General features: G+C 62.9%; 16 protein-coding genes. 11 read left to right on the plus strand and 5 right to left on the minus strand.

Features of this window, described 5'->3' with window-relative positions; genetic code table 11:
* Positions 1-14: 14 nt before the first annotated feature.
* The 10 genes from ACWTU8_RS02040 (at position 15) to ACWTU8_RS02085 (ending at position 9,682) form a co-directional block, all read left to right on the plus strand.
* Complete coding sequence (locus ACWTU8_RS02040; protein ID WP_455846833.1) at positions 15-1,190, plus strand: GNAT family N-acetyltransferase; 1,176 nt, start codon at positions 15-17, stop codon at positions 1,188-1,190.
* Positions 1,191-1,213: 23 nt separating this feature from the next.
* Complete coding sequence (locus tag ACWTU8_RS02045) at positions 1,214-2,041, plus strand: MurR/RpiR family transcriptional regulator (protein ID WP_095518978.1); 828 nt, start codon at positions 1,214-1,216, stop codon at positions 2,039-2,041.
* Positions 2,025-2,918 carry an ROK family protein gene (locus tag ACWTU8_RS02050; protein ID WP_455846834.1) on the plus strand — a complete coding sequence of 298 codons (894 nt, stop codon included), beginning with the start codon at positions 2,025-2,027 and terminating at the stop codon, positions 2,916-2,918. The genes ACWTU8_RS02045 and ACWTU8_RS02050 overlap by 17 nt, the downstream gene beginning before the upstream one ends.
* 73 nt (positions 2,919-2,991) lie before the next feature.
* Positions 2,992-3,705: an N-acetylmannosamine-6-phosphate 2-epimerase gene (locus tag ACWTU8_RS02055; RefSeq protein ID WP_455846835.1), complete on the plus strand. Its 714-nt coding sequence runs from the start codon at positions 2,992-2,994 to the stop codon at positions 3,703-3,705.
* Complete coding sequence (locus ACWTU8_RS02060; protein ID WP_455846836.1) at positions 3,702-4,709, plus strand: Gfo/Idh/MocA family protein; 1,008 nt, start codon at positions 3,702-3,704, stop codon at positions 4,707-4,709. The genes ACWTU8_RS02055 and ACWTU8_RS02060 overlap by 4 nt, the downstream gene beginning before the upstream one ends.
* 29 nt (positions 4,710-4,738) lie before the next feature.
* Complete coding sequence (locus ACWTU8_RS02065) at positions 4,739-6,034, plus strand: ABC transporter substrate-binding protein (RefSeq protein WP_455846837.1); 1,296 nt, start codon at positions 4,739-4,741, stop codon at positions 6,032-6,034.
* Between the two features lie 100 nt (positions 6,035-6,134).
* Positions 6,135-6,983, plus strand: a complete 849-nt coding sequence (locus ACWTU8_RS02070) for a carbohydrate ABC transporter permease (protein ID WP_455837824.1) — start codon at positions 6,135-6,137, stop codon at positions 6,981-6,983.
* Positions 6,980-7,792, plus strand: coding sequence for a carbohydrate ABC transporter permease (locus ACWTU8_RS02075; RefSeq protein WP_455846838.1), 813 nt, complete (start codon positions 6,980-6,982; stop codon positions 7,790-7,792). Before ACWTU8_RS02070 ends, ACWTU8_RS02075 begins: the two co-directional genes overlap by 4 nt.
* A gap of 11 nt (positions 7,793-7,803) precedes the next feature.
* The gene (locus tag ACWTU8_RS02080; protein ID WP_455837823.1) at positions 7,804-8,883 is read left to right on the plus strand and encodes an ABC transporter ATP-binding protein; all 1,080 of its coding nucleotides are present in this window, start codon (positions 7,804-7,806) and stop codon (positions 8,881-8,883) included.
* A gap of 388 nt (positions 8,884-9,271) precedes the next feature.
* A complete protein-coding gene (locus tag ACWTU8_RS02085; protein WP_455846839.1) occupies positions 9,272-9,682 on the plus strand; it encodes a hypothetical protein in 411 nt (136 codons plus the stop codon).
* Positions 9,683-9,839: 157 nt separating this feature from the next.
* Here ACWTU8_RS02085 and ACWTU8_RS02090 read toward each other — a convergent pair whose 3' ends face one another.
* From ACWTU8_RS02090 to ACWTU8_RS02110, 5 genes are all read right to left on the minus strand, one after another.
* Positions 9,840-13,022 (minus strand): efflux RND transporter permease subunit, encoded by a 3,183-nt coding sequence (locus tag ACWTU8_RS02090; RefSeq protein WP_455846840.1) that lies wholly within the window; start codon positions 13,020-13,022, stop codon positions 9,840-9,842.
* The gene (locus ACWTU8_RS02095; RefSeq protein ID WP_287177869.1) at positions 13,019-14,128 is read right to left on the minus strand and encodes an efflux RND transporter periplasmic adaptor subunit; all 1,110 of its coding nucleotides are present in this window, start codon (positions 14,126-14,128) and stop codon (positions 13,019-13,021) included. Before ACWTU8_RS02095 ends, ACWTU8_RS02090 begins: the two co-directional genes overlap by 4 nt.
* Positions 14,129-14,837: 709 nt before the next feature.
* Positions 14,838-15,446, minus strand: a complete 609-nt coding sequence (locus ACWTU8_RS02100; RefSeq protein ID WP_455846841.1) for a tyrosine-type recombinase/integrase — start codon at positions 15,444-15,446, stop codon at positions 14,838-14,840.
* Between the two features lie 55 nt (positions 15,447-15,501).
* Positions 15,502-15,957: a hypothetical protein gene (locus ACWTU8_RS02105; protein ID WP_455846842.1), complete on the minus strand. Its 456-nt coding sequence runs from the start codon at positions 15,955-15,957 to the stop codon at positions 15,502-15,504.
* Positions 15,958-16,143: 186 nt separating this feature from the next.
* Entirely contained in the window at positions 16,144-16,512 is a 369-nt protein-coding gene (locus ACWTU8_RS02110) for a substrate-binding domain-containing protein (protein ID WP_455846843.1), read from the minus strand.
* Between the two features lie 287 nt (positions 16,513-16,799).
* Here ACWTU8_RS02110 and ACWTU8_RS02115 point away from each other — a divergent pair, with 287 nt between their 5' ends.
* Complete coding sequence (locus tag ACWTU8_RS02115; protein WP_128342172.1) at positions 16,800-17,471, plus strand: hypothetical protein; 672 nt, start codon at positions 16,800-16,802, stop codon at positions 17,469-17,471.
* The last annotated feature ends 5 nt before the right edge of the window (positions 17,472-17,476 follow it).

The following is a 17,476-nucleotide window of genomic DNA, read 5'->3' on the forward strand; positions in this document are numbered from 1 at the left end:
CAATTGGATTGTAAATGAAAAAAATAGCCAAAAGTCTATTATATGACCGGGCCAAGAGTGGCGAGGAGGACGCCGTATGCCATCTGCTGACGATGGCGTTTGGGTTCAGCCGGGAGCGGGCGCGCGAATATATACACCACGTCGGGATACCCTCGTTTCGCATGGTCAGAGAGCCCGACGGCGCCGCGAAAGCCTGTGCCGCTCTGCTAATGACGTCGCATGCGTTCGGCGGGGTGGACGTCCCCGCGGCCAATATTGCGCATGTCGCCATTGCGCCGGAGGCAAGGGGGCAGGGGCTAGCGCGGCCGTTAGTTGACGCGTTATGCGACGACGCTCGGGAGCAGGGCGCGCTCATTGTGTCGCTGTTCGCGTCGGCAAGACCCGTCTACCGCAAATGTGGGTTCGAGCTGGCCGGAAGCGAGATAATTTATGAAGCCGATACAGCGGCGCTGCCTCTGAAGACCCCAATCGCGTTCGTCCCCCTACCCCTGTCCGATGACAGCGTCGTGTCCGCCTATGCCGCAAAGCGAAGAGTCGAAGCTGGGCTGCTGGGGCGGGCCGACATGCATTGGAAGGAACTTGTGCGGGCGCCGACAGATGCGCTTGCGGCCTACGGCGCCTGCAAGTCGGATGCGGATACGATCGGCGCATATGTCATCGTCGACGGATCCGATCCTGACATCCTGTACATTCGAGACTGGTATGCGGCGAATGGAGAAATGGCCGAGGCGGTACTGTGTTTCGTGGGACGTTTCAGGTCCGTTTATCCGAAGGTTCGCTGGCACGGCGGTCCACAGGACGATCTTGTAGCCGCCATGCCCGACAAAGGGTGGCGGCTGTTCCACCAGGAGGAATGGCTTGCTCGCGTCGTGGAGCCGGCGCAGGCGCTGGAATGCCGCGGCTATGTCCTGCAAGACGCATCGCTCGGACTTCGCATCAAGGACGCAGACGCCGGCGACCTCGATTTTAGCCTCGACCTGTCTGACGGGACCATGCGAGTGAGCGGCGGCGTGCGAGACGGATTGCCGACTGTGATGGTCGAAGGGGCCTTCCTCTCGAGCCTTTTCACAGGATTCAGCTCCGCATCGCAGCTCTCACGGCGCGGACGCCTATCAGGCCCTTCGGCTGCTGTGCAATTGTGCGACCTTGTCTTCGCCGGCCCGCAGCCTTGGGTCGCCGAACACTTCTGAACGACATCGCCCGGGGACAAATTATGAAACAGGCACTGATCGCCAGCTTACGTGCGGCAGCCGGCGGCATGACGCCGGCACTGGCGAAGGTCGCGGAAACCGTCCTCGCGCAGCCACAGACCACGCTCTACCAAAGCATCACCGAACTTGCGGAAGTATCGGGTTCATCGGAAGCCAGTGTGATGCGGTTCTGCCGCGAACAGGGCTTCACCGGATTCCAGGATTTCAAGCTCGCCATGGCCAAGGAACTCGCCGGCGAGCAGCTGGAAAAGGATAGCGCCGAACCCGCCGACGACATCCAGCGGCTGGTTGAGACCGCAGTCGTCGCGCTGCGCGAGACCGAGCAGCTGATCGTGCGCGAGGACGTCACCACGGCCGCGCAGCGGCTGCTCGGCTCGCAGGCGATCGATTGTTTCGGCGCCGCCGCTTCGGCCGTCACGGCGCAGTACCTTGCCTATAAGATGACGCGCATTGGCATGCTGTCGCGCGCCTTGGCCGACGCGCACCTCGCCACCATGGCCGCGGGGACCGCCACGAAAGCGACGGCGCATGTGATTATATCTAGCTCGGGCTCGACTGTGGATTCAGTCGGCGTCGCGAAGCTCGCGCGTTCGCGCGGTGCTTTTGTTCTTGGCATCAGCAACCGCTCCAAGAGTCCGCTCGCTGCCGTGTGCGATCTGACGCTGATCGCCTCATGGCCAGAGACGCCGCTCACCGGTGGAGCTTTTCCTTCCAAGATAAGCCAGCTGCTGATCATCGACGCCTTGCTGGCGGAAATGATGAGGCAGGACCCGGGCAGGCTGGCGATGATCCAGCGCACGGCGGAGAGCGTGAGTGACCGATCGTTCTGAGAGGGTTCTTGCAGTCGATATCGGCGGCACCAAGATCGCCTTCGCGGAGGTTGCTGGCGCGAAGCTGAGAAACCGGCGTCAGATTCCGACGCCCCGCTCCGGCGGTGACGCGCTGGTCGAGGCCATAGCTGCCGAGATCAGGGGCGCTCGGCCAAGCCGATTGGCAGTGGCGACGACCGGTATCGTTTCCGATGCTGGCACTCTATGTGCGCTCAATCCGCGCACCTTACCGATCGAGAACGGCTATCCACTGGCGCCACGGCTGCAAGCATCAATCGGGGTGAGGCCGCTCGTCGTCAACGACGCGCAGGCGGCAGCTTGGGGCGAATATGCGTTCGGCGCGGGGCAGGGCGCCAGGAACTTCATGTTCGTCACCATCTCTACTGGGGTCGGGGGCGGGCTTGTCCTCGCCGGCCGCCTACAGAGCGGCCAAGCCGGGCTCGCCGGCCACATCGGACACATGAGCGTGTCGGGAGCGGATGCACCTTGCGGCTGCGGCCGCCGGGGGTGCCTTGAAACCGTAGCGTCCGGCACCGCTATCGCAGCACGCTTCGGCGAGCGCGTGGGCCGCATCGTTACCACAAAGGACGTGTTCGCCGAGGCGGCGGCGGGGAACGCCGAAGCAGAGGTCATCCTGGAAGATGCGGCCGCCGCGCTCGCCGAGACCTTCGCCAACCTGGTCGCCGCCACGGATCTGGACCGCATAGCGCTGGGCGGTGGAGTAGGGCTAGCGTCCGGCGTCTTGGATCGTGTGCTTCGTCACGCCGACAGCCTGCCCGCCGCGTTTCGACGCCAGATCGTGCAGGCCCGTGCGGGCGCCGATGCGGGGCTGATCGGCGTTGCCGATCTGGCGATGAAGAAAAATTTCATCATGTGATTTTATTTGACAAATTACTTCGCCAGCAATACGACTTGTTTCCGCCACATGACGGCAGACGGAAATCGGGTCGTTGACGTTGACACAGCTTTTACCTGACAGCCTTTACGGGACGCTCGTCGTCTCATGCCAGGCTGACGCCGGAACGCCGCTGGCGGCGCCGACACACCTCGCGGCGATTGCCGCCGCCGTGGTCGAGGGGGGCGCGAGCGCCATCCGCACGGAGGGTCTGGCGAATGTCGAAGCGGTGAGAGCGTGCGTCGCAGTCCCCGTCATCGGCCTCGTCAAGACCTCGCGCGCCGACACCGAAATCTACATCACCCCCTCCATCGAGGATGCACGGGCGATTGCCCGGGTGGGAGCCGACATCATCGCGTTCGACGGGACGGCCCGGCCGCGGCCGGCATCCGTCGTTGAAATGGTTGCAGCCATCGCCGAATCCGGCGCGCTGTCGATGGCCGACATCAGCACGGTCGCGGAAGCCCATGCCGCGGTTACGGCAGGCGCCGACCTGGTGAGCACCACCATGGCCGGTTACACCAGCTATACACCTGCGGATGAGGGTCCGGACTTCGGCCTGATGCGCGCGCTTGGCCGCGCCGGTATCCCCTTTGTCGCCGAAGGTCGCATCTGGACGACCGACGAAGCGCTGCAGTGTTTCGACCTGGGTGCCAGCTTCGTCGTCGTCGGCAGCGCGATCACGCGCCCGACGCTGATCACGCAGCGCTTCGCCCGGTCCATCGCCGGGCGACAACCGGCCACCCCGCAGAGAAAGGTCCCGTCATGACCCGTCGCGTCGCCGTCATCGGTGCAGGATTCATGGGGTCGATGCACGCGTCGATTTTCTCGAGCGCGCCGAACTGCAAACTGGCGGCGGTCGTCGATCCGAATGTCGAACTCGCGAGGGCGGTAGCGGCGCGCTGCGGCAACGCCAAGGTTTATGCCAGCCACGACGAGCTGCTCGCCGCCGAGAAGTTGGACCTGGTCAGCATCTGCACGCCCGACAATCTCCACCGCCCGCCGGCGGAAGCGGTCGCCGCCAAGGGCGTGAACCTTTTCATCGAAAAGCCGATCGCCTCGACCGTGGACGATGCCAAGGCCATCATCGCCGCGGCCCGCGGCGCCCGCGTGAAGCTCGGTGTGGGCTACCTTCTGCGCTTCGATCCTCGCTACGCCCGCGCCAAGGAACTGATCGATGAGGGGAGGATCGGCGCGCCTATTCATCTCTACGCCCGCCGCAACAGCGCACGCACCGAGGGTCCGAAGCGCTATGCCGGCAAGCTTCCCTTGGCGCTGCATGTCACCGTCCATGACGTCGATCTCGTCCTGTGGATGCTAAGTGGTCAGCATCCGGTTTCCGTCTATGCGCAGCAGACGGACCGCTTGCTCGGACCGACCGGCACCCAGGACAGCATCGCCGCCATCGCCCGTTTCTCGGACGGCACGGTGGTCAACTTCGAAAGCGCCTGGTCGCTGCCTTCCGGAGCGCGGCACATGATCGATGCGCGCCTCGAACTGATCGGCACGGAAGGCTCGTTCGAAGTCCAGTGTGGCGACAGCGGCCTCTACTTCGCCGACAATGACCGTTCGCAGGAGATCGACACACAGCACTGGCCAACACTGGCCGGTCGTGTCGGCGGCGACCTTCGCCAGCAGCTCCTGGCCGTCCTCGAATGGTTGGAGGGAGCCGATCGCCCAGTTGCATCGGGAGAAGATGCGCTCCGCTCGCTGGAGCTCACGCTCGCAATGATCCGTTCCGCAGAGACCGGTGAGGTCGTGCGCCTCGGCTGAACACCACTCACAACAATGGGAGAACCAACATGCTGAACAGACGCGAATTTCTTGCAACGACCGCGGCCGCGGCGATGCTTTCGGGCCTTTCTGCCCCGGCCACGGCACAAGACAAGCCGTTCGATGGCGTGCAGCTCTCGGTGCTGATGGAAGGCCATCCCACCACGGATGCCATCCAGAAGATGCTGCCGGAGTTCAAGACGCTTACTGGTATCGACGTCGCGCTGGAAGTGGTGCCGGAGCAGGACATCACGGCCAAGATGCTGCTGGAATTGTCCTCCAAGTCTGGCCGCTACGACGTCGTTCAGAACAACATCATCTACATTCCGGGCTTCTTGAAGAACGGCTACATCGTGCCGCTGGACGAGAACCTCGCCAAGCACACCGACCAGTTCGACAAGGCGGATTTCGTCCCCGGCTACTTCAACACCAATGTCGTGGACGGCAAGGTGTACGGGCTCCCCGTATACGGTGAGAGCACCTTCGTTATGTACCGTAAGGACCTGTTCGAGCAGCACGGCCTCAGCGAGCCGAAGACGTTCGACGACATCGAGAATGCCGCCAAGACGATTTCCGAGAAGACCAACAAGGAGATCGCCGGCATTACCATGCGCGGCCAGCAGGGCATCCAGGGCGTCTATGTCTGGGCTGCCTATCTGTGGGGCTTCGGCGGCTCGTTCCTCGACGACAGCGGCAAGTCGGCGCTCGCCACGCCGGAAGGCACGGCAGCGCTTGAGGCCTTCACCCGCGTCCTGAATTCCTACGGTCCCGTTGGCGTCGCCAATTTCGGCTGGGAAGAAAACCGTCTCCTGTTCCAGCAAGGAAAGGCGGCGATAACCCTCGATGCCACGGTCAACGGCGCCTACAACGAAGATCCGGCGGCCTCCAGCGTCGTGGGCAAGATAGGCTACGTTCCTGTGCCCATGAAGTCCTCGTCACCCAAGGGTGGCTCCTCGTCGCTTGCCGTGCACAGCCTTTATGTGACCGCTGACTCGCAGAACCAGGAGGCAGCGACTCTGTTTGCCGCCTGGGCGACGGCCAAGGAGCAGCAGGTGAAGTCGATGGAGACCGATCCGAATTCGGGCGTCACCTCGCTCACCGCGCTCAACGGTAAGTCTTTCGGCAAGCGATACGGCGCCTTTAAGGATGCGATGATTGCCGCGATCAACCAAGGCAACCCCCAGTATCTGCCGACGATTGAGCAGGCCAACGAGGTCATTAACAACACCGGCATAGCCATTTCCAAGGCGCTCGCCGGCACGGCATCGGCCGCGGATGCGCTGAAGGAAGCCGACGAAGCCAACAACGCAGCGATCGGGCGCTAAGGCGGCCGATCATACCCTGCCGCGCCGACCTCCCTGGGCGCGGCAGGGTCCTTTCATTCCGGAACAGGTTGTCGTGGTGAAGCGAACCGATCCATCTCGGATGTTCTATCAGCCGATCGTGATGGTGCTCAGCATCACGTCGCTGGTGCTCACCCTCTATGTCGTCTGGCTATCGCTCCGGGACCTGTCGCTCATGCGGGCAGGGCGCGACACTTTCGTCGGTCTCGACAACTACATCCGTTTCTTTGCCGATCCGCGCGGACTCTGGGCGCTTTGGCGGACCGTCCTCTTCACGGTGCTCGCAACGTCGATCGAGGTTGTCCTCGGACTGGCGATCGTCTTGTTTCTCGACAGGAACTTCGCGCTCAAGCGGATCGTTCGGACGCTTCTCCTCGTCCCGATCATCATGACGCCGGTCGTCGTCGGTCTCACATGGCGGTTCATCTTCGATCCGGCGTCGGGCATGGCCAATTACCTTCTTTCGCGCCTCGGCATCGATGCGATGGACTGGCTGGGCAGCCCGCAGGTCGCCCTCTTTTCGGTGCTGATCGCCGATGTCTGGCAGTGGACGCCCTTCGTCATCCTCCTGTCGATGGCCGCGCTCGATTCGGCGCCTTCCGATCCTCTCGATGCCGCGCGCGTCGACGGCGCACGCGAATGGCAGGTCACCTGGTACGTGCTTTTGCCGATGCTGCGCCGCGCGATCGCGATCGTCGCTCTGATCCGCGCCATCGACAGCATCAAGGCGTTCGACCTGTTCTACATCATGACGCGGGGAGGTCCCGCGCTCTCGACCGAGACGTTGAACTTCTACGGCTATGTCGTAGCCTTCACCAATTTCGAGATTTCCTACGCCATCACCGTCGCCCTGATCCTTACGATCTTCACCAACGTGGCCCTGCTCGCCATGTACGGCGTGCTGTTCCCGAGGAAGGGCGAGCGCACATGATCCGGCGTCTCTTCTTCTATGTCGGACTGGTTGTCCTTCTCGCCGCGGTGCTCTTTCCGCTCTATTGGGTCGTCGCGACATCGTTCAAACTGCCCGGCGACGCCTTCGCCGTCCCGCCGGTGTGGCTGTTCGAGCCGACCCTCGACAACTTCCGCACGATTCTCGCGAACAAGACCTTCCTGCGAGCGTTCGCCAACAGTTTCGTGATCTCGCTTTCAGCCAGCGCACTAGCCGTCGCGATCGGCGCGATCGCGGCATACGGAATCACCCAGCAGGACGCAGAGAAGCGGCGCGGCCAGGAGAAGTTCATCCTGAGCCTGCGCATCGCGCCGGCGCTGGTCTTCGTCATTCCGGTCTACTATTTCGCAGTGCGCCTCGGCGCGCTCAACCAGCACTGGCTGCTGATCGCCGTCTATGCCTTCATTAATGTTCCTTTCGCCATATCCCTGCTGATCACCTTCTTCGACGACATTCCGCGCGAACTGCGTGACGCGGCACGCGTCGACGGCGCGAAGGAGTTTTCCATCTTCTGGCGCATCTATCTGCCGGCGGCGCGCGGCGGCGTGGTGGCGACGCTTATTCTCTGCGTGCTGTTCACCTGGAACGAGTTCTTCGTCGCCCTGACGTTGTCGGGCCGCAACACACAGACGCTGCCCGTGAGCATCACCTCCTTCCTTACCTTTCAGGGCATCCAGTGGGGCGCCCTGACGGCGGCGGCTACGCTCATCATGCTGCCGATGCTTGTGCTCGGCATGCTCGTCCAGGGCCAGATCGTGCGCGGCATGACGCTCGGCAGCGTGAAGGGCTGATTGGAGATCACATGGCGCAGCTCTCGATACGCAACGTCGAAAAGTCCTACGGCGCCGTCACCGTTCTCGACGACATCTCGATCGAGGTGGAGGAAGGCGCGTTCGTCGTGCTGCTCGGGCCTTCCGGCTGCGGCAAGTCCACGCTGCTGCATGCCATCGCCGGGCTCCACGAGATCGACGGCGGCTCGATAGTCATCGGCGACAAGGACGTCACCGATCTCCCGGCGCGCGAGCGCGACGTTGCCATGGTCTTCCAGTCCTACGCGCTCTACCCGACCATGTCGGTGCGGGAGAACATCGGCTTTCCACTGAAGATGCGTGGGCTCTCGAAGAACGACATCGCCGACAGCGTCGATCGCGTGGCGGCCGTCCTCAAGATAGAGGCGCTGCTGGAGCGGCGGCCGAGGGAACTCTCCGGCGGTCAGCGCCAGCGCGTGGCCATCGGGCGCGCATTGGTCCGCGATCCGAGACTGTTCCTGTTCGACGAGCCGCTGTCTAATCTCGATGCGGCCCTGCGTGGCGACCTGCGCGCCGAGATTAAGCGGCTCCATCAGCGGATCAGGCGCACGATGGTCTATGTCACCCACGACCAGATAGAGGCGATGACGCTGGCGACCAAGATCGTCATCCTCAACCACGGCGTCGTGCAGCAGGTAGGCTCGCCGCACGAGATCTATTTCAATCCGGCCAATCTGTTCGTTGCTCGCTTCATTGGTTCGCCGCCCATTACGCTGATCCAAGGCGCGGTGTCCGGCCACAAAGGCGGACTGCGCTTCACGATCCCTGCGTCCGGTATCGACTTATCGCTTTCGATGGCCACCGGTGCGACCGTTCACACAGGCGCCGCGATCCTCGGGCTGCGCCCCGAGAACATTCGGATAACGGCCAAGGCCGGCCCGACCCTGTCCGCGACCGTCGATCTCGTCGAGCCGACGGGGCCGGAGGACATCGTGACGCTCAATATCCAGGGTCATCCGTCAGTTATCCGTACGCCGGCGGGCATGGCGGTGCAGGGCGGCAGCCTCGGCCTCGAACTGGATCTCGACAAAGCCCTGCTGTTCGACCCCGCCTCCGGCGCCAGGCTCGGGTAGGCGAAAACGGCCAGGAAGCTTTGGCAGCAGGAGGCCTCGTCGGTCGCCAACGCGATCTGGTGTGACGGTCGCTTCTCCGAGGTCACGCCGTTCCCGGAGCACGTCAAGCGACGACGCGGCAAATGCGGTGGGACAGAAACATCGAAAAGCATTGGATAAGATTTGAACACCCGACAGTCCCACTGATTGTCAAGTGTCTGATTTTTCACGGTTTCCAACCATCCTCCGGGCCTACCATTAAATCAACGGCTTAAGGCCGATTTGCATCATCCGTGCTCACGACGGTATACTGGTTGCGATACGGCCCCGGCAATTTCCTGTGGTTCTCCGATATTGCGCTCTTTGCCGTGCTATCGCGTTGTGGACCGGCAGCCGACTCCTCTATTCGATGATGGCAGTCGGCGTTCTGCCGCTCGAGTTCGCCTGGTTGGCGGACTTCGTGACCGGCGGCAAGCTGACCGGGCTCGCTGCCTACATGTTCGATCCAAGGGAGCCCGCATATGCGAGGGCGCTGTCCGGCTTTCATTTGTTCATGCCGGTCATCATTATTTTCATGCTGACCCGGCAAGGCTACGACCGCCGCGCGTTCAAAGCGCAGACCGCTCTCGCCTGGGTGGTACTGGTTGCAAGTTACTGGTTCACCCGGCCCGACGAGAACATCAACTGGGTGCACGGGTTTGGTCCGGAGCCGCAGAAGATCTTGCCGCCACGCATGTATCTCGGCCTGTACATGGTGCTCCTGCCCCTGGTCGCCTACTTGCCGGTCCATCTCGTATTGAAACGGCTGTTCCGGCCGTAGGCGGCCATGCGGAGACGACCGGCGAATTCCAATGCGCTGCGCGACCGGCCGAGGAGGTAGCGCCGATGCAAGCAGGCGAGGGAGCGCAGCGCCAGACACCAGATCTGCGGCCGTTCGGCTCGAGTTGGGGTAGCTCGGCGCCTCATCGGCTCGGCATCTACTCGGCTGCGCCGCTCTCGGAAGCCAGGGTCGGGCCGGCTTCAGGCCGCCTGCGCCGGAATGTCCTGCGCAGAGCAACGTAGAAGACCGGCGTCAGGAAGAGGCCGAACAACGTCACGCCCAGCATGCCGGAGAACACGGCCGTTCCGAGCGATTGGCGCATTTCCGCGCCAGGCCCGCTGGCGATCACTAGCGGCACCACGCCCAGGATGAAGGCGAATGCCGTCATCAGGATCGGCCGCAGCCGCAGCCGGCAGGCCTCGACAGCCGCCTCGACGGCGTCAAGGCCGCGCTCCTCACCTTGGCGCGCGAACTCGACGATCAGGATCGCGTTCTTCGCCGCCAGGCCGATGAGCACGATCAGCCCGATCTGCACGAGGATGTTGTTGTCGAGACCGCGGAAGGCGACGCCCAAGAGGGCGGCCAGCACGCTGAGCGGGACGATAAGCACGATGGCGAACGGCGTAATCCAGCTTTCGTATAGCGCGGCGAGCGCCAGAAAGACGAACAGAACCGACAGGCCGAAGATGAAGACCGCCGTGTTGCCGGTCTGCCGCTCCTGGAAGGCGAGTTCAGTCCATTCGAAGGAAGTGCCCTGCGGCAGCGATTCGGCTGCGATCCCCTCCATCAGGTCGAGCGCCGTGCCCGTGGCGACACCCGGCGCTGCATTGCCCTGAAGCGGCACGGAGACATACATGTTGTAGCGTTGCACGAGCGAGGGACCGGTGACGTCGCGGATCTCGACCAGTGTGCCGAGCGGCACCAGGTCGCCGGCCGCCGAGCGCACCTTCAGCTTCAATATGTCGTCGCGATCGATGCGGAAAGCCTGGTCGGCTTGCGCCCGCACCTGGTAGACGCGACCGAAGGCGTTGAAATCGTTGACATAGGCGGTGCCTAGATTGATCGACAGCGTCTCGAAGATGTTGGGGATCGGCACGTTCAGCATCCGCGCCTTGTCGCGGTCGATCGCCAGGAAGAATTGCGGGCTGGAGGCCGAGAAGGTGGTGAAGACGCCCATCAACCCGGGCGTCTGGTTGGCCTTGCCGGCGATTTCGTTGGCCAGCGCCAGAATCGGCCGCATGTCGGCGCTGTTGCGCTCTTGGAGCATCATCTTGAAGCCGCCGGAGTTGCCGATGCCCCGCACTGGCGGCGGCGGCAGCGCGATGATGAAGGCCTCCTGGATGCCTTGCAGGCTGCCAAACAGCGTGCCGATGATCTTGTCGGAAGTATCGCCGCTCTCGAGCCGTTCCTCGAAGCTCTTGAATGGCGCGAAGATCACGCCGGAATTGCTGGCGTTGGTGAATGTCGCGCCGTTGAATCCTGCGAAGGCGACGGCGTTGGCGACACCCGGTGTCTCGCGGATGATATCCGACGCCTTCTGGATGACTGCGTCCGTTCGGGCGAGCGAAGAGCCCTCCGGCAATTGCACGACGACGATCGCATAACCCTGGTCCATGTTCGGGATGAAGCCGCGCGGCACCGTCTGCAGCATGTGATAGGTCGCGTAGAGCAGGCCTGCGAAGACGAGCAGCATGGCGGCAAGCGCCAGAGTCGTGCCGACTAGCCTGTGCACCAGCCACGCATAGCCGTCCGCCATCCTGTCGAACCCGTTGTTGAACCCGTTCGCCAGAGCGCGGCCGAACCTTGCCAGGAAGAAGTTCGAATGTTCCTCGCTGTGCGGCTTGAAAAGCACGCCAGCGAGAGCCGGCGAAAGCGTCAGCGAGTTGAATGCGGAGATCGCGGTGGAGACCGCGATGGTGATGGCGAACTGCAGGTAGAACTGGCCGGAAATCCCGGGAATGAAAGCCGCCGGAACGAAGACGGAGATCAGCACCAGCGAGATCGCGAGGACCGCGTTTCCCACTTCATCCATGGTCTTGTGCGCAGCGGCGCGCGGAGCGAGCCCCAGCCGGATGTTCCGCTCGATATTTTCCACAACCACGATGGCGTCGTCGACAACGATGCCGACCGCCAGCACCAGCCCGAACAGAGTGAGCATGTTGAGCGAGAAGCCGAAGGCGAGCAGCACGGCAAGCGTGCCGATCAGCGAGACCGGTATCGCCACGATCGGCACGATCGCCATGCGCCACGACTGCAGGAACACGATGATGACGATCACCACCAGCAGGATCGCCTCGGCGATGGTGACATAGACCTCGTTGATAGATTCGGCGATGAACTCGGTCGGATTGTAGATGATCTCGTAGGCCAGCCCCTCCGGGAAATCCTCCGAAAGCTCCGCGATGGTCTCCTGGATTTCTTCCGCCGAGGCCAAGGCATTGGTGCCCGGCCGCTGGAAGATGCCGAGCGCCACCGCCGCCCTGTTGTTGAGATAGGAATTGGTGACGTAGTCCCTGGCGCCGAGCTCTATACGCGCCACGTCCTGCAGGGAGATCAAGCGGCCGTCCTTGGTCGACTTGACTATAACGTAGCGGAAGTCGCGCGCGTCTTCGAAGCGCCCTTGCGTGGTGACCGTATACTGGAAGGCCGAGCCGTCGCCAATCGGCGGCGCGCCGATCGAGCCGCCCGACACCTGGACGTTCTGGTCGCGCAGCGCCTGGACTACGTCGCCTGCGGTCATGCCGTAGGCGGACAGCTTTTCCGGGTCGAGCCAGACGCGCAGCGAATATTCGCGCTCGCCGAAGATCTGCACGTCGCCGACGCCGTCAAGCCTCAGCAGGACGTCGCGCACGCGCGAACGCGCATAATTCGAGACGTAGAGCTGATCATATGTGTCGTCGGGCGACAGCATATGGATGACCATCATCAGGTCGGGCGAACTTTTCGCCGTGGTGATGCCGAGCCGGCGCACCTCTTCCGGCAGGCGCGCTTCGGCGATCGAGACGCGGTTCTGGACCAGCACCTGCGCCGCGTCGAGATCGGTGCCGGGGCGGAAGGTGATGGTGAGCGACATCGAGCCTTCGCCGGAGGAATAGGACGACATGTAGAGCATGTGCTCGACGCCGTTGATTTCCTGTTCGATCGGCGTCGCCACGGTCGCGGCGACCGTCTCGGCGTCGGCGCCCGGATAGGAGGCGCGCACCACGATGGTCGGTGGCGCGATTTCGGGATATTGGGCGACCGGAAGCTGCGTATAGGCGATGCCGCCGACGAGCACGAGCACGATCGACAGCACCACCGCGAAGATCGGGCGGTTGACGAAGAAATGGGCGAAGTTCATTGCGTCTGCCCTTCGGCTTCAACCTTGGGCGGCAACGTGGTCATCTCGGACTTGACGGTGACGCCCGGCCGCACTCGCACCAGCCCGTTGATTACCACGGTCTCTTCGCCGGTGAGGCCCTCGCGGATAACGCGATAGCCGTCGATGCGCGGGCCGGTGCGGACCGGCTTGGCCGAGATCAGGCCTGCCTCGTCGACAACGAAGACGATGCGGCGGTTCTGGTCGGCGCCGATCGCCTCGTCAGGCAGAAGCACGCCCGGATGCGGCAGCGAGCCGGGCACGTTGATGCGGCCGAACATGCCCGGCTGCAGCACGCCGTCCTTGTTGTCGAAGCGCGCCCTGGCCCGCATCGTGCCGGTAGCTTCGTCCAGACGGTTCTCGGCGAAGTCGAGCTTGCCCTTGAACGTCGCTTCATCACGGTCGGCGACACGGACGACAACATCGACGCCGCCGGCGCCCTCCTGCATGACGCCGCCGCGCTCGCGGGCGTCGCGCGCATAAGCGAAGTAGGTCCGCTCATCGATGTCGAAATAGAAGTCGATCGGGTCGATCGAGACGATGGTGGTCAGCACGGTCTGGTCGGCCTGCACCAGATTGCCCGGCGAGATGAGCCGGCGGTCGACCCGGCCGGAAAACGGCGCCTTGATCTCGGTGAATTCGAGATCGAGACTTGCGTTTTCAAGTGCCGCCTCCGCGCCGTCCAGTTGCGCTTGGGCGGCGAGATATTCGCGGCGGCGGTCGTCCAGTGTCGACACCGGTATGTTGCCTTCGCGCGACAGGGTCTCGGCGCGCTCGAACTGCATCTTGCTGAATTCGACCAGGGTCTTGGCCGAGTCGACCTGCGCCTGCGCCTGGTTCAGCGCCGCCTTGAACGGCCGCTGGTCGATGGTGAACAGGAGGTCGCCCTGCTTGACCAGCGTACCGTCCTGGAAATGGACCCGGTCGAGATACCCGCCGACGCGGGAGCGCAGCGAAACCTGGTCGACGGCTTCGAAACGGCCGACGAACTCATCGTCCTCGACGATATCGCGCACCAGCGGCTTGGCTACCGTGACGACGGGCGCGGGAGGCGCTTCTTGCGCCTGTGCGGCCGGGGCCGCGAGCAAGCCGATCGCCGCGAAGGCCGCGGCGGCGAGCCATTTTGCAGGGACGTTTCTGCTGGAGGGGGCGGCCAGAGAATCATGGCGGAGGCGTGCAGTGTGAACCATGGTTACCCCTCGTAATCGGCCCTCTATGCGAAGTCCGTAACATCTAGGCAGCGGGTGTGCCGCACAAATCAATTTTTTGAACTGACCACCACAACCGACAGCTTGCTATAGAACAAACATCGAACATCATCAACCTTGACAAGGAAGCGGCTACCCGGGGAGCGCGAACGCACATCTCGCGTTTATCCGCTGCTTAGGCATCGCCATGCGCTCGAGCTAAAGCGGATCTGACGAGCCATTGCGCATCCCGACGTGCGGCGGTTCTGTCGGGAGGAACAGGGCCGCTCTCGCATAGAGGTCCGACCTGCTTCTCATTCTGCGGTTATAGGCGGCGATATAGGCTTCGATGAAATCGGCAGATTGGACATTTGCTACACTCCGAAACGCTATTGCACCACCCGCATAGCACTGGGACGTGACAACCGCACGTCCGCTCGTCTCTCCTGCAGTTTGGAAAAAAGATCGTCGATAAGCGGCGCATGTATGGCGCGAACGAGGGTGAGGTCGAACCGGTCAAGCACCTTATCGGAAGCGTGCTGCTGTGGCGTGACAATCGTGAAGGATGCACTCTGAAATTAGAGAAGTGACGCTACCGCGAGCCCAATGCCTATGCCGGCAAACCTGCCATACGCATGGCGTCGGTGACGTCATCGAGGATGTTCGACGCAATTCCTACGGCAGCGGACCAGCGCCCGATGGTGAAGTGCGGGTCGAGCGAGAGCAGCCGCCCAGCCGAGGCTTTTGCCTCGTCGAGCTGCCCGAGCCTGGCTAGGGGTGCCGCCAGCCATCCGTGCAGGATGCTGAAGCCGGGGTTCAGTTCCCCTGCCCGCCGGCCTGCTATGACGGCTTGCTCGTGTCGGCCGGACAGGAAATTGCCGAAGCCGATGATGGCGCGAGCGATGTCGACGGCGATCCGCCTCTTGTTTGCCTCACGCACATAGTCATTCGTCACGGTCATCGAGGAATGGCCCATTGCCTCCATAATGGCGCGCGCTTGAACGTTGCATTCGGCAAGGTATGTGCCGAAGGTGCGACGCAATCCGTGAAGGGTGTAGCCGTCCGGAATTCCCGCTTGGCGCGTCCAGTGCTGCATCATGCCGGTCAGGCTCTTTTCGGAGAACGGCCGTTTGTAAGCACTCTTCAAGACCGTGCCGCGCTGTGAGCGGTCGAGCGGTTCCAAGGCCATCGCCAGCTTGTCAACGACGGGAATGAACATCTCCCTCCCGCGTGGCGGTTGCGGTTCTTCTTCTGTCGGAAATCAAACGCTTCGATTAACTCCAGCGAGCCGTCGAACAATTCAATCTCCTCGGTGACGAGGTCGTCCCACTCCAAGGCGGCGATATCGCCGCGCCGATTTCCAAGCCAAAAGCCCAGCGCGTAGCAGGTACGCGCAGCAGTGCCGATTGGATGTCGTGCCTCGAACTTCTCGCGGACCGCGATCGGCCAAGCAGGGTTCTTGGACGATTTGGGCACGCGCGAAGCCGATCTGCGTCGAGGTGTTCGACAGGAGTATCGCGCCAGGTAAGCGGGTATTTCGGATCAACCTTCAGGTTGAGAAAGCGTTCGATCAGCCGCGCATTCTTTCGTTGCGTCGCTTCGTCAAAATCCAGCCACTCCATCGTGGTCTCAAGCCGGCGCGCGGCATGGCCGGAAGTCCTTGGTAGCGCCCGTCCAGGCAGATCGATGATCGCGGCCTTTTTGCCCTGACCCTGCGTCGGTGTGGCCATTAAACTCTCCTCCGACACTTCTGCCTCAGCTAATCCTTACGCGACGAGTTCTCCTGCTGCCTTGAGTGAAGAACTTCTCGAGGCGCCTGAAAACAACGGCGGACACGCCGCAGCACCGGTTCACAACAGTGGCTGGGGGTTCACGTTCTAGCAGCAATCGCAGGCGGGCTCGGTAGGGCGCTGCCCTTAATGAAGCCGCTCGAACGATGACGGCCCTAAGATTCGGTCATCCGCTCGCCACAGGACTCCCGGACGATCAGCTGCGGGTCCACGATGATCGTCCCGCGGTACACGATGTGGATTGGCAATCTTGTCCAGTAGGACTCGAGCGGCAAGACGGCCGATATTCCGCGCATCAATCGAGACGGTGGTCAGGCTCGGCGTCCAGAGCGACGACTCCGGTATATCGTCGAACCCAACGAGCGCAACGTGCTTTCCTGGCGTCATGCCAAGTCGCTGCATTGCAAGCATGGCACCAAAGGCCATCAGATCATTGTAGCAGATGATCGCATCCGGCCGCTCTAGTAGGTTCAGCAAAATCAAGGCTACATTCATGGCCTCCTGCCTGCCGCTGATCGGCGTCGCCCATCACGATATCGACAGAACGTTAGCACATGTCGGCTTTCTCAGGTCCGAAAGGTCGCCGTAACGCCTCCAGGGCCGCGTTTCAGGTTCTGCGGGGCGGGGTGCATCGTTGGGCCAAAAATCCATGAAGGCCGCCGGCGAGACCGCGGCCGAATTGCGGGGCAGGTTAGGCCTTGCAAGTCCATGGATCGTTCGGGCACCCTCCGGCGTTATGTTGTCAGCCAAGCGGGTGACTTCATTAGGGAAGGAGCAAAGCGATGAAAGAAATGGTTCTCGCAGGAATCGTCGCGCTGTCGGCGTCTACATCGCTGGCGCAGACGAGCACTGCCCCCGAGGCTACGGCTCCAGCAGCCGACACTGCTATGCCTGTTGCCCAGCAGGCGGGCGGGCCCGCAAATCTCTGCCAAGAGCTCCTCGCCTTCATGAAGGCGCCTGCCGAAGCGGCTACCCCGACCGCTGCTGCCCCGGCTCAGCAAGCTGGCACATCTACTAGCAGCGCAGCCGCGCCCGCCAAGCCGGAGACCGGAACGGGCTCGGCGCAGAAAATTACGGGGCAATCTGGAGTTGCCAGCGACTCTCCACAACCGAACAAGGAGAAGGTGGCCAGCGGATCGGCCACGAACGCGCCCCAGAAGGAAAGCAGGGCCGCGCCGTTGCCCCCCTCCGATACGTCGAGCACCCCCAAGGATTCCGTGATAGATGTCGCGAAAGCGGAGGAACTGGCCGCCGCCAATGACATTGCACAATGCCAGAAGACCGCGCGGCAAATGAGAGTGGCCGGCGTCGCCATGCCGCCGCCGTTGCTTTCACTGGCGGCGCTCGACCTGCAGTTTCAGCAAAAATCCGGTGAGGTCCCCCAGTCATCCGGATCTGGCAATCCACCTGCGACGGGGCAGGATCCAGCGCAGCAGACGCAGACGCCGAAATGAGAGCA

The organism is Mesorhizobium sp. BHbdii (genome assembly GCF_053848045.1).